Below are 13,142 nucleotides of genomic sequence, written 5' to 3'. Positions count from 1 at the left end.
CAGTCTATCGGGGATGGACTGCTAGGAAATCGCCGCGGCACGGAGCCAGAAACTCTGACTCGGAGCGGGTCGCGAAGCCGGGCGAGGGAGCGCGCCAGGGGCGACAAGCGGCGTATCGGCGAGATTGTACTCAAGTCTTGCCTCCTCTAACCATAGCAAAGCTTGAGCAATAACGCAGGCTTCAATCGCAATTCCAAGCACAGGGAGCGCGACAATTTTGCTCGATGGATGCAACTTTTGACCTATAGATTACTGAATTAAAAAGTAAACCTGCTCATCTCAGGGTATGTGACGGGCCCGCAAATTTGTCGCCACCTGGGTACCACTGGCAAGCCTTCAGTCAGGTATTCACGACGCCCACGCCCGTGACCTAGCCCCAAGCAAGAACGCAGGTGTGAGCCCCATAAACCTCGAAAGCCTGGAAAGATTCCCGTCAAGCGGGCTGAAAAATAAGCTATAACTATAACAAGCGCCCCGGCTCACCGGGAAAGCGATGCGCTGTTTTTCGCGCCGGAGACGAAATTATGTTGAAAAACCTGACCATTGGCCTGCGCATTCTGCTCGGCTCAGCCCTCATGTTGTTGGTCACCTATGGTGTGATGCTGCCAACGCAGCTCAACCAGCTCAAATCCATCACGGCAGAAGATCAGATGCGCTTCGCGCGCGGTCTGTTCGAGACCTTCAGCTCCATGCTTCAGGAACAGGGCAAGCTTGCACTGGCGCTCAGCGCCGCTCAGGCCAATATGCCGGAGATTCAGCGCGCCTTTGCCGAGCGTGATCGCGAGCGCCTGCTCGAACTGACCCAAGCCGAGTTCGAGCACTTGAAAACGCACCAGGATGTGCGGCAATTCCAGTTTCTGACCCCACCCGCCACCTCCTTTCTGCGCGTGCACATGCCAGACAAGCATGGCGATGACCTCAGCCGCATGCGCGGCACCGTGGTGAACGCCAATCAGAATCGCGAACCCATCATGGGTCTCGAGCGCGGAGTGGCCGGCCTTGGCATCCGCGGTGTCCAGCCAGTGTTTTACCAAGGCGAGCACATCGGCGTGGTGGAATTTGGCATGTCCTTCGGGCAAGCCTTCTTCGATCATATCCTCGAGAGTTTCGGCGTGCCAAGCGCGTTGCAGTTGGCCGCCGACAGAGGCTTCGAGACCCTTGCCGGCACCATCAAGGGCGGCACCCTGCTCAAGCCGGACGAGCTGCGCGCGGCGCTCGACGGCGAGACGATCACCCGCGACGCGCGAGTTGAGGGCGGGCCGGTGCTGATTTACGCCGAGGCCATTGAAGACTACTCGGGCAAGCCGATCGGCGTGGTCGAACTGCTGGTCGACCGCAGCCTATCGGTGGCGGCCTACCGCAACGCGCTCATCACTCAGCTGTTGATAGGCGCCGTCATGCTGGCGCTTGGGCTCGGCATCGCTTGGGGGATCGCCAAGACGATCACCGGTCCCTTGCGCGCCACGGTCAATGGCCTCGATGAAATCGCCGCTGGCGACGGCGATCTGACCCAGCGCCTGAACACCGAAGGTCGCAACGAGCTGGCCGATCTCGGGCGCGCCTTCAACGCCTTTCTCGACAAAATCCAGACCCTGGTGCGCGAGATTGCCGGTGCCTCGGCCCAGCTTGCCTCGGCCGCCGAGGAGCTGTCGATGACCAGCTCGGATACCTCCCAGCACGTCAGCCGCCAGCAGCATGAGATCGATCAAGTCGCCACCGCCATCAACCAGATGACCGCCACCGTGGAAGAAGTGGCTCGCCATGCCGCCGAAGCCGCGCGCGCCACCCAGGAGACCGACCAGGAGACCCATGCCGGCACCGAGGTGGTCGGCAGGACCATCGAGGCCATCGAGGCCGTTGCGCGCGAGGTCGAGAGCGCCGGGGAGATCATCTCGCGTCTGTCCGCCGACAGTGTGGAGATTGGCGCGGTGCTCGACGTGATCCGCGGCATCGCCGAGCAGACCAATCTGCTTGCGCTCAACGCCGCCATCGAGGCCGCGCGCGCTGGCGAGCAAGGCCGCGGCTTTGCCGTGGTTGCCGATGAGGTGCGCACGCTCGCCAGCCGCACTCAGGTCTCCACCCAGGACATTCAGGACAAGATCGAGCGGGTGCAGACCGGCTCCAACAACGCCGTATCGGCCATGGAACAGGGCCGAGCCAAGGCGAGCGAGGCGGTCGATCAGGCCAAGCAGGGTGGCGAGTCCCTGCAAACCATCAACCGCGCGGTTTCAAGCATCACCGACATGAACCATCAAATCGCAAGTGCGGCCGAGGAGCAAACCGCCGTGGCCGAGGAGATCAACCGCAACATCCACGTCATTTCCGAAGCCGTCGACCAGACCACCTCGGGGGCGGCCCAGATCAGCACCGCGAGCGAAGAGCTGGCCCAACTGGCCGCCCGGCTGCAGTCGCTGGTGGGACAATTCCGAGTCTGATGTCGCGTGTCGAGGGCCGCTAACCGGGCTGGCGGCCCAGCACGTAGACCAGGCCGTTGCTGCCCACGGCGATGTAGTCGCCATTGAGCGCATATCCCAGGGCGATCAGCTTGACGGCCGATGGCGCGATCCAGCTTCGCCGCCCAAGCGTCCAGCTTCCGAGCGGCTCGCCGTTGGCGAGCGACCAGCGCTTGACCTGGCCGGTCACGCTGCCGGTCAGCAGCTCGTCCTCGCGCGGCGAGAACACTGCGGTGCTGTAGGTGATGCCGCGCCCCACCCACTTCTGGTAGGGGTTGAGCTCGAACATCAGCGCGCCGCTGCGGGTGTCCCAGACCGCCGCACGCGCGCTCTGACCAGCGGCAAAGGCATAGCGCCCGCTCGGGGACAGGGCGGCGGTCATCCCATTGTTATTGAGCTCCCAGCGATGCAGCTCCTTGGCTTGCTGCAGGTCCCACAAGCGCGCGTAATCGTCATCGGATACCGTGAGCCCCAGGCGGCCATCGGGCGTGATGGCGACAGCATTGATCTCCTCATCATGAGGCAGGCGATGCTCGATGCCACCGCGGCGCAGATCAAACACCAATGCCTCGCTGTTGGCGGTGCCGATCAGAAGCCGCTGACCGGAATCTGCCAGGGCCATGGATGTCACCTCGTGCGGCAGCATCCAGCTTTGTATTGCGCGGCCGGTTTTTGCATCCCAGAGCACCATGATCGGCACCTGATCCGCCGTCACCGCGTAGGTGGCGTCGCCGGCCAGTGCCGCAGCGACCAAGGTCGTCTGCTCGCCGCCGTGATGGTTCCAATTGAAGCGCCGAGAGCTGCCGCTGACATCCCAAAAGCTGCCGCCGTGGTTGACCGAAGCAACCACGAGCGCGCGCGCGTCAGTGCTCAGATCGGCGTCATAGAGTCCCTGCACGGCGACTTCGAAACTGCGCTTCTCGCCGGGGTCAAAGCAGCCAGCAAGCAGCAGCGCGGCACCGCAGGCGGCGAGCCAGCACAACACATGGACGGATTTGGCAGCAGACATCAGCGCTCTCGCAAGTGATTCGGTTTGAGTTGCGCCATCAGCTATTGCGACAACGGCCAATGCGCGCGGTTCGGTGAATTCGACGCGAGCCGGGGATGGCTGTCAATCGGGGATGGCTTTCTAATGATGGCTTCAAGATGAATCGCCATCCTGAAACTGTAGCGAAGCCAGGCGCGCGTAAAGTCCCTCCTCGCGCATCAGACTGGCATGATTGCCGCTGGCGACGAGACGGCCCTGGTCCAGCACCAGAATCCGGTCGGCATTGCGCACGGTAGCGAGCCGATGGGCAATGACCATGCTGGTGCGGCCCTGCATCAGATGCTCGAGCGCGTCCTGCACCAAGCGCTCGCTCTCCGCATCAAGCGCGCTGGTGGCCTCATCAAGCAGCAGCAGGGCGGGATTGCGCAAAATGGTGCGGGCGATGGCAATGCGCTGGCGCTCGCCACCGGACAGGCGCACGCCGCGCTCACCCAGATAGGTATCGAAGCCTTGCGGCAGCCGGTCCAGAAACACATCCGCGTGAGCGGCGGTGGCGGCGCGGCGGACGTCCTCATCGCTGGCCGAGTCCAGCCCATAGCGAATGTTCTCCCAGGCGCTGGCGCCGAAAATGACCGGATCCTGCGGCACCAGCGCGATCTGGCCGCGTAAGTCGCGCAGAGCGAGCTGACGCAGGTCGACGCCGTCGAAGCGAATGGTGCCGGCCTGGGGATCGTAGAAGCGCAGCAAGAGCGCAAACAGAGTCGATTTGCCCGCACCCGAGGGCCCAACCAGCGCGACCCGCTCACCAGGCTGGATCTCCAGGCTCAGCCCATCGGCCGCCGGGATTTCCGGGCGACTCGGATAGCAGAAGCGTATCTGCTCGAAAGCGACCGCGCCCCGGCTCGGTTGCGGCAGCGACTGCGGATTGGCCGGCGCGGTAACTGCCGGCTCCAGGCTCAGTAGTTCCATCAGCCGTTCACTCGCCCCAGCGCCGCGCAGCAGTTGGCCAATCAGGTCGCCAAGCGAACTGACCGAGCCGGCCACCAGCACCGCATAGAACAGAAAGGCCGACAGTTCGCCGCCGCTCAGGCTGCCGGCCAAGACCTGGCGGCCACCAACCCAGAGCACGGCACCGATGGCACCGAAGGTCAGCAGCGTCGCCACTCCCGAGAGCAGCGCACTGCTGACGGAACGGGACATGGCGACGCGAAAGGCGCGCTCGACCTGAGTCGCATAGCGGTGCGCGTCAATCGGCTGGTGATTGAATGCCTGCACGGTGCGAATGCCATGCACGGCCTCATCCACATAGGCGCCGATGTCGGCCACCCGGTCCTGACTGGCGCGCGAGAGCTTGCGCACCCGCGAGCCGAGCAGCCAGCTTGGGCCGATCACAAAGGGCACGCCAAGCAGCACCAGTCCGGTCAGCGCCGGGCTGGTGAAGGCCAGCATGGCCACCCCGCCAATGATCAGCAAGGAAGTGCGCAGCGCCATGGCGAGCGTCGAGCCGACGACCACTTGCAGCAGCGCGGTATCGCTAGTCAGACGGCTGATGACTTCCCCGGCGCGCACGCTCTCGAAATAGCCGATATCCAGATGCAGCACGCGCTCAAAAACCGCCTGGCGAATATCCGCCACCACCCGCTCGCCAATCCAGTTGAGCAAATAGCTGCGCGCGACAATGGCCAGCGCCGTCAGGACCACCACCCCGATGAAAAACAGCAACGCCTGATTAAGCGCCGTCAGCGAGCCGGTGCTAAGCCCGGTATCGACCACGGTGCGGATGACCTGGCCGAAGGTCAGGACAGACCCGGCAGCGAGCAGCAGCGCGATCAGGGCGCCGCCAAGGTGCAGGCCATAGGGTCGGGCGAAAGTCAGAAGCCGCAGCAGCGAGTGCAAATTGCGCGTACCGGGCCGGTCAGGTGGAGCACTGGAGGGAGCTTGATGATGCATTCGAGAAAGGTCCGTTAAAAACTGTCAAGATATAGCCATCGGAAACATTCATCTGCCATTTTGGGCCCTAGAGCAGGCCCAAACCAACCGAGAGCCCATGACTCAAACGCCAGATACAGCCGCCCAGGTCGTCGTGCGCAACCCGACGCCGGCGGACATTCCCAACATCCGCACACTCTTTGCTCGCGCCTATGCCGGCAGCGGGGTGAGCAGTTACAGCGCCAGCATGCTGCGCGGGCAGATCAACAAGTTTCCCGAAGGGCAATTCATTGCCGAATATGAGGGCGCTTTGATCGGTTTCTGCTCGAGCTTTCTGATCAGCGGTGAAATCGCGCTCAAGCCCCACACCTGGAACTGGATCACCGGCAGCGGTTACGCCAGTCGCCACGACCCCAACGGCGACTACCTCTATGGCATGGAGGTCTGTGTCGATCCAGACTTTCGCGGCCTGCGCATTGGCCAGCGCCTCTATGACGAGCGCAAGAAGCTGGTCCAGGCCTGGGCACTGCGCGGCATTATCTATGGCGGGCGGCTGCCAACCCTCGCTGAGGCGATGGAACGCTATGCCAGCCCGGAGGAGTATATCGAGGCCATCCGCCAGGGGCGCGAGAAAGACCCGGTGCTGACGTTTCAGCTGCGCAACGATTTCGACGTGATTGGCCTGATGGAGAGCTACTGGAACGAGGACCGCCAGTCCCTCGGCTATGGCGTGCATCTGCTGTGGCGCAATCCGCAAGCGCCGGATGAGAAAGAAGAAGCGCGCGCCAAGCCCTTCGGCGGGCGGCTGAGCGACACGGTGCGGGTCGCGACCGTGCAGTATCAACAGCGGCGGGTGAAATCCTTTGAGGAATTCGTCGAGTTGCTGCGCTATTTCGTCGATGTGACGGCCGATTACCGCTCGGATTTTTGCGTCTTTCCAGAGCTCTTCTCGCTGCAGTTGCTATCGATGGAAGACTCTGAGCTCTCGCCCTCGGAGGCGATCGATGCGCTGACGCGCTGGACCGACCCGATCAAGACCGCGCTGCGCGATCTCGCGGTGCGCTACAACATCAACATCATCGGTGGCTCGCACCCGACAAAAATGCCCAACGGCCGGGTCGAGAACATCTGCTATGTCTGCCTGCGCGGCGGCGAAGTCCATGAGCAGGCAAAGATCCACCCAACCCCGAATGAAGTCTACTGGTGGAACATCGAGGGCGGCCATGAGCTCTCCACCATCAACACCGACTGCGGCCCCATCGGGGTGCTGATCTGCTACGACGCCGAATTCCCCGAACTGTCCCGGCATCTCGCCGACCAGGGCGCGAATATCATTTTCGTGCCCTTCTGCACCGACGAGCGCCAGTCCTACCTGCGCGTGCGCTACTGCTGCCAGGCGCGCGCGGTCGAGAACCAATGCTATGTGGTTATGTCCGGCAACTGCGGCAACCTGCCGAATGTCGCCAACATGGACATCCAGTATGCTCAGAGCTGCATCCTGACGCCTTGTGATTTCCCCTTCGCGCGTGATGGCGTGGCGGCCGACACCACGCCCAATGTCGAGACAGTCGCCTTCGCTGATCTGCGCCTCGCCGATCTGCGCGAGGCACGCTACTCGGGCACGGTGCAAAACCTCAAGGACCGCCGGCATGACCTCTATACCCTGGTGTGGCGGGAATGAAAGTGTTTGTCGCCGGTCATCGCGGCATGGTTGGCTCCGCCATCGCGCGGCGGCTCAGCGGTAATGAGGGGATCGAGCTGGTCACCCGTTCCCGGGCAGAGCTTGACCTGACTGACAGCGCAGCCGTGGAGGCATTTTTCGCCGAGCAACAACCGCGGCAAGTCTATCTGGCCGCCGCCAAGGTGGGCGGTATCTGGGCCAACGAGCACCTGCCGGCCGAATTTATCTATCAGAACCTGATGGTTGAGGCCAACGTCATCCATGCCGCCTGGCGGCACGGAGTCGAGCGGCTGCTGTTTCTCGGCAGTTCCTGCATCTACCCGCGCCTTGCGCCCCAGCCAATGCTGGAAAACGCCCTGTTGACCGGGCCGCTCGAACCGACCAACGAGCCCTATGCGGTGGCCAAGATTGCCGGCATCAAGCTGTGCGAATCCTACAACCGTCAATACGGCTCGGATTTTCGCAGCGCCATGCCGACTAATCTCTACGGCCCGGGCGATAACTTCAACTTGCGCGAAAGCCACGTCATCCCGGCGCTGCTGCGCAAGTTTCATGACGCCAAGCGCGCGCAGGCAGCGGAGGTCGAGGTCTGGGGCAGCGGCAATGCACTGCGCGAGTTCCTGCACGTCGATGACATGGCCGATGCCTGCGTGCATCTCATGGACCTGGTACCAGAGCGCTATGCCGAGCTGACCGAGCCCATGTGCTCCCACGTCAACGTCGGCAGCGGCCAAGACCTATCCATCCGCGAGCTGTCCGAGACCATCAAGCGCGTGACCGGCTACCAGGGCCAGATCCGCTTCGACGCCACCAAGCCCGACGGTCCACCGCGCAAATTGCTCGACGTCAGCCGTCTGCGCGCCCTCGGCTGGCAGGCGCATGTCGGACTTGAGCAAGGGCTAGCACAAACCTATCAGTGGTTTGTCGAGAACCTGGAACAGGTTCGCGGGTGAGGGCTGGTCCGATTGGGATCGGCACAATGACGCCAGTCGCATAGGGTCGATGAGCGACAGCGAAATCCACCACTGGTCGCTAACGAGTGTCAGTGCGGCTGCCCAAACAGCAGCCCAAGATCGATCTCGATCTCCGTGAAAGGCGGAATACGAGCTTTGACAGCCGTCTCGCCCGCCCCCTCGGCGGTGAAAACGGCACGATAGCAGCCAGCATCCAACGCATAGGCAATCAGGGCGCGCTCTTGCGGAGCGACAATCCAATAAAAAGGCACGCCGGCTCGTTGCAGGCGGATGAAGTGCATGACTCGATCTTTTCGCTCATGACCCGGTGAGAGAATCTCGCACACCCAGTCCGGAAAGATGGTCATGATGCCAGCGGGTTGCTGGGGCAACCGCTCCTTGCGCCAGCCGGCCAAGTCATGGCTGGGACAATGGTGCGCGCCATAGCGAACGCTGATCTCGGGCAGAATCCACCAACCCCCGGGTTGCCCTTGCATGACCAGGGGAAAGGATTGGCCGATTAACCCGGTTTGTACCTGCCCATGTTCGAAACGACTCATCGGGCGCCGCACAATCTCGCCATCGATGAGCTCGACCGGGTGCTCGCCATTCCAGGCCAGCAAGTCATCGACTGTGCTAAGGCGATGCGCTTCCATCAAAGAATACCCTTGGTTTGACTTGGGTCTGCAGCACCAGCGAGCGATTGAATTCTGTCACTGAGCATCCCGCGCGACCTGCCACCAATTCGGCTTGACTTCTTCGCGAAGATTCCAATCGCTGCGGATTGTGGACCATACCCGTAGATAGAAAAAGGCACCAGGGCTTCAGCCGGCGCGCAGCCACCGTGATAACCATTGCGTTTTCCCGCATGACGCAATTTGCTGTCCCAGGCAAGAATTGCTTTATCGAGGCCGCAGGCTGCCTTGATACGCTCACCTGTTAGTACGATTTCGCCGGTAAAGGACTCCAAATTCGGTTCGCGCCAGAGCGAATTGAGGCTACCTCTTTGCAAGCGGGTGTCTTGATCAATAATCATAATCATGACCAATCTTCCAAAAGGCCATGCATCAGCCTAGCTATCCAGCGCGCGAAATCCGCGAGCGCAAATCCGCTGGCGCCTCGGCGCGCAGATATTTCTCACCTTGACGCGTCAAGCGCCTGCCCGCTGAAGAGGTTTCGATCAGTCCCAGCCTGACCAGATACTCGGCCACCTCAACGAAATCCCTTGGGTGCGCAAGACCGAGCGCCTGCCGCAATGTTGGCTCGGATGATGGCCCCTGCCGTTTCAGGTAATTCAGAAAACGCCGTGCGAGGTCATCAAGGCCATTGGCATCGATGCCCTGCTGATCGTAAAACCGGGCAATGTTCTCGCCCGTCATCCAGGTCGCGGTATCCCGCAGCGAGGGCTTTCCTTCCCCTGCCGCCAGCGCGCGGCTGAAGAAATGTTGCACCAGGGTGTTGGTCAATTGCCGGACGCTGCGGCGGGGATTGCATTGATTGCGCGCCGCGATTTCGTAGCAGGCTTCCCGGGACAATTCGGCGCCATCCAGGCAACCCTTGCCGTGTAGCCACAGGATTCCAGCCAGTTCGTGCAAGGTATAGGGGCGCAGCCAGGTCTTATCGGGGCGGCTCTGAAAAGCCTCGGACAATTGGCCTGGGTCGGTTGTGGCAACCAGAAAAATAGCCTGGTTGAAATCGTAGACCTTACCGTCGATGGTGGTAATGCGGCGATCATCCATGGCGGAGAGCAAGCAGGTCGCGACAGTCCCTGCGATACCATGCACCTCGTCAATGAACAATAGCGTGGGTTTGACAAGCACTTCCTGACCGGAGTCTTCGAGCAACTGTTGCTCCTTCAGCCGCTGCGCCAAATCAGCAGGCCGTCGCAGATCGGCACCATTGAACAGCAGCAGCTCGTGCTGCAACATCTCGCCAATTTTGCGAGCCAAGGTACTTTTTCCGACACCGGCCGGGCCAACCAGCAACTTATCTGGAAAGCGCTGCCCGGTGGTCTGTGCAAACACGGCCTGCTCGACGAGACGTTGGACGGCTTCGTCCTGACCGATAAGCCCGAGGGCATTGACTGCCGGCGGCCAGGCAGGCGTTTCATCCGCCGAGGTTTCATCCGACGCCTGGACTCGCGGCACTGTCGGCATGACCACAGCAGGAGAACTGGATGGTGGCCGATCCGGAACAGTGGTCCGCGATGGCGACCCTGAGGCTGCTTGCTGGTCAGTGGTTGTCGTGACAAAAGCGAGGATAGAAGCATCAGGCGCAGCCGGGATGGCTGCATCTGTGTCGGCACGAGCACTCCCCTCGTCCGCGCAAGAGGGTTCGGATTCGGATGGGTCTAGCTCTCGTGGCTGCGGATCATGCAGCAGCTCATCCAACTCCAGCTCGCCGAGCACCCGGTGACTGATGGGCCATTGCGTCGCGTTTGCCAGCGGCTCTTCCGTTCCGGGACTAGCGCGGCGCAGCATGACGCTCACGACACAGCCACGGAGATGAACCCTTGGCGCGTCCTGACCAAAAAGCGCTTGCAACCAGCCACCCCACAGCTGGCGATTGCGGCGATCATCGGCCGCCTTGCCGGTGCGCGCCTGCGCCGCGCGGGCCAGCGTTTGCTTCAGCATTTCGCAACGGGGAACTGACAGCGGACTCGGCGGCGCGGCACCTCCCGCCAGACCATCGGCGATGGCTTCCAGCGTGTGGCTGATCTGATTAACGGCGTCAGGAATCCGCCCCGTTTCGTTATTCAGACTCTCGCTGTCCGAGGCTTTGACCTCAACCGCGAGCAACTCGAAGGTATCGTCGGTTTGGTCACGCCACAGCACCAACAGATCGCACCGCGCGCTGGTATCAGGATTTGTCGTGCGGAGCCATAGTCTGGCCAACGGATGATCGACGCTCAGCACCAAGGCGCCTGGCATGCGCCGCTGAAAATCGCGCGCCGCGAACAGCAGCCCAGCGAGACCGATCACCTGCTTTTCATCGGGCTGGCCGTCCTGCTTTTTCATCAACGACAGCAGACCGCTACCGAGCAAGCGGGCGCCTTGCAACAACAGGCGCTCCATATCCTCCAGTGTAATGGTCAAATTGGCCCGCTTTGCCAGCTTCGGGCGCAGCAAGCGCGCGAGACCAGCAAAATCTCGCGCGGCGAGGAAGGTGTCGCGCAACCCCTCGCGTTGTTCCGAAATGCGCACCGAGCGCATGCCCGCCTCCGATGGCAAAGCCCGGTCGGCGAGAAACAGCCAGGTGGCGGCGGGACGCTTCCCTTGCAGCAAGGCATCCACCGTCTGCCCCAGCCCCTCGGCATGCGCATAGGCCTGAACCGCGCCGCTGCGCTGATGACCCTCCAGCTCATTCATCAACTGGAGAAATTCGCTGAACGGCGACTCGCCCGGCTGCGGTTCCAGTCGGATGCTTCCAGAAAATTGATCCACCTGAACGTCATAACGGACGCAAAATGGGCTCATTGGCAGCATGTGATCAATGGTGCGCTGCCGCAATTCGATGCTGGATTCATCGAAAATCGCCACCAAGTGGCTCGGTCGCTCCCGCAGCAATTCCACCACGGACTCCAGCTTGGTCGCAGGCGTCACCTCTTCATCATGGACACGAATCAGCAAGCGGCCGTCAGCGACCTTCTCGTGCACTTCATCCTCATTTTGCGGGCGGCTAAACCTAAGACTGCCGCGCAACCGATCAAGATGATGCCCACTCGCATAGAGATCCAAATGAATCCCCGACAGCCGTTGGCCACCACGATATTGCGGTTTCTTGAGCAGCCTGACCAATTCCCGAGGCAACTCATCACCAGCCGGCGGATTGACAACCGTGAGACGAAGAGGAAAAGGATGGTTTGGGTTATGGATGATGAATTGATCCAAAGCCTCGCCTAGCCGCCGGACCCCGTCAGAACCCGAACAGGTATTGCTGAGATTTTCAAATACCGGCAAGCCGCGAATCTGGTTAGTGTAGGGCAACATCTGGCCCAGTCCACGACCGGCTGGCAAACTGGACAGGCGCACCACTGAAAGGAACTGCTCCGGACGCTCCAACTCCTGACGAATGGTTTCGCGTTCGTCCTTTGCCATCGGTGAACTCGCGTCCAGACCCCGCAGCAGTGTGGACAGGCGTTCATTACGCCACAGGTGCAACGGGTGAGTCGGCAGGAGCACTGCTTTCGCAAGCTGTTTGCCATCCGCCCGCGTTGCGCGGACCTGAATGATGTCAATCGCGAGCAAGGCTTCCAGCGCCGCGCGCGCCCAGGTGGCGCTGATCCCCGCCATCACTTGATAGTGGTCTTGGGTTTCACGATAAAGGCACGCTGCCAGCTCCAGATACCGACGGACCTTTGCTAGCACCTCGGGACGCCCGTCGAGCCAATGGCGCGCGTGAAAGACCAGTAAGCCGAGATGCGACAGCAGACGCGTTCGCAGCGCCCTAAACTCCCGCCAAGCCGGTGCCAACGCAGTTTGCGCCCCGACTCGCTCGGTTAGTACTTGATCCCAGTCCGCAAGAATGGTCTCCAGCGACACATCCTCGCCCTCGACGGTAATGATGGCATCAACATTTAAGAAGAGCGGCGAATGATCTGCCGCTGACTTCAATGCCTGTTCGAGATTGGATTCTGCTGTCTCGAAGACACCGCCAAAGCGATCTTCCGAGCAAAACGCCTCAACCCAATCAAGCACAGCCGGGTCGATTTCCAGATGCCCCTCGACAGGTTGCCCGTTGACAAGACGAAGTTCCACCTCAATGACATCGCTTCCGGTATCGAGTGCTTCCCTCCACGCCTCTTCCAGCGCATCCGCAATAGCCGCTAAGTCCTCTTCGCGCCCATCAAGCAACGCGTCCGCCGCCTGAGTGGACAGATTCGCGGATGCTTCATCGCCATCCGGGTTATCTGGGTTCGCTTTATCGGGATCGTCGGGAGCATCCGGTTTTGGCTCCTTCGGAGGCTGCAAAACCAGAAGAGCCTCCGATAAATCCAATTCGGAGGCTCGGCCTTGTTGGATAGCCTCGAGATAGGCTTGCACCGAGCCGAAAGCGGAACGCATTTGCTGCTGCCGACTCGGATCGCGATAAACTCGATTACCTCGCTTGCGCAAATCCGAAAGGCGCAAGGTGCGGAT

8 protein-coding genes are annotated in these 13,142 nt (G+C 61.5%); 3 read left to right on the top strand and 5 right to left on the bottom strand.

The features are described from left to right. Positions 1 to 524: 524 nt before the first annotated feature. Complete coding sequence (locus tag Thiosp_RS01230) at positions 525 to 2,435, top strand: methyl-accepting chemotaxis protein (RefSeq protein WP_201069137.1); 1,911 nt, start codon at positions 525 to 527, stop codon at positions 2,433 to 2,435. 19 nt (positions 2,436 to 2,454) lie between these two features. Here the strand turns inward: Thiosp_RS01230 and Thiosp_RS01225 are convergent, their stop codons facing one another. Together Thiosp_RS01225 and Thiosp_RS01220 are read right to left on the bottom strand one after the other, a co-directional pair. Continuing rightward, a complete protein-coding gene (locus Thiosp_RS01225; RefSeq protein WP_201069139.1) occupies positions 2,455 to 3,462 on the bottom strand; it encodes a WD40 repeat domain-containing protein in 1,008 nt (335 codons plus the stop codon). 132 nt (positions 3,463 to 3,594) lie between these two features. After that, positions 3,595 to 5,391, bottom strand: a complete 1,797-nt coding sequence (locus Thiosp_RS01220; RefSeq protein ID WP_201069141.1) for an ABC transporter transmembrane domain-containing protein — start codon at positions 5,389 to 5,391, stop codon at positions 3,595 to 3,597. A gap of 97 nt (positions 5,392 to 5,488) precedes the next feature. On the opposite strand from Thiosp_RS01220, the gene Thiosp_RS01215 reads away from it, so the two are divergent. Then, positions 5,489 to 7,051, top strand: coding sequence for a bifunctional GNAT family N-acetyltransferase/carbon-nitrogen hydrolase family protein (locus tag Thiosp_RS01215; RefSeq protein WP_201069143.1), 1,563 nt, complete (start codon positions 5,489 to 5,491; stop codon positions 7,049 to 7,051). Then, entirely contained in the window at positions 7,048 to 8,004 is a 957-nt protein-coding gene (gene fcl, locus Thiosp_RS01210) for a GDP-L-fucose synthase (RefSeq protein ID WP_207188155.1), read from the top strand. The genes Thiosp_RS01215 and fcl overlap by 4 nt, the downstream gene beginning before the upstream one ends. 89 nt (positions 8,005 to 8,093) lie before the next feature. Here the strand turns inward: fcl and Thiosp_RS01205 are convergent, their stop codons facing one another. The 3 genes from Thiosp_RS01205 to Thiosp_RS01195 are packed head-to-tail and all read right to left on the bottom strand — an operon-like array spanning position 8,094 to position 13,067. Continuing rightward, positions 8,094 to 8,660 (bottom strand): Uma2 family endonuclease, encoded by a 567-nt coding sequence (locus Thiosp_RS01205; protein ID WP_201069147.1) that lies wholly within the window; start codon positions 8,658 to 8,660, stop codon positions 8,094 to 8,096. After that, entirely contained in the window at positions 8,660 to 9,046 is a 387-nt protein-coding gene (locus tag Thiosp_RS01200) for a hypothetical protein (RefSeq protein ID WP_201069149.1), read from the bottom strand. Before Thiosp_RS01200 ends, Thiosp_RS01205 begins: the two co-directional genes overlap by 1 nt. Before the next feature lie 34 nt (positions 9,047 to 9,080). Beyond that, complete coding sequence (locus tag Thiosp_RS01195) at positions 9,081 to 13,067, bottom strand: AAA family ATPase (RefSeq protein ID WP_201069151.1); 3,987 nt, start codon at positions 13,065 to 13,067, stop codon at positions 9,081 to 9,083. Positions 13,068 to 13,142 lie beyond the last annotated feature (75 nt).

Source organism: Thiorhodovibrio litoralis (genome assembly GCF_033954455.1).
GTDB classification, from domain to species: Bacteria; Pseudomonadota; Gammaproteobacteria; order Chromatiales; family Chromatiaceae; genus Thiorhodovibrio; species Thiorhodovibrio litoralis.
This window is presented reverse-complemented; position numbering and strand designations above follow the sequence as displayed.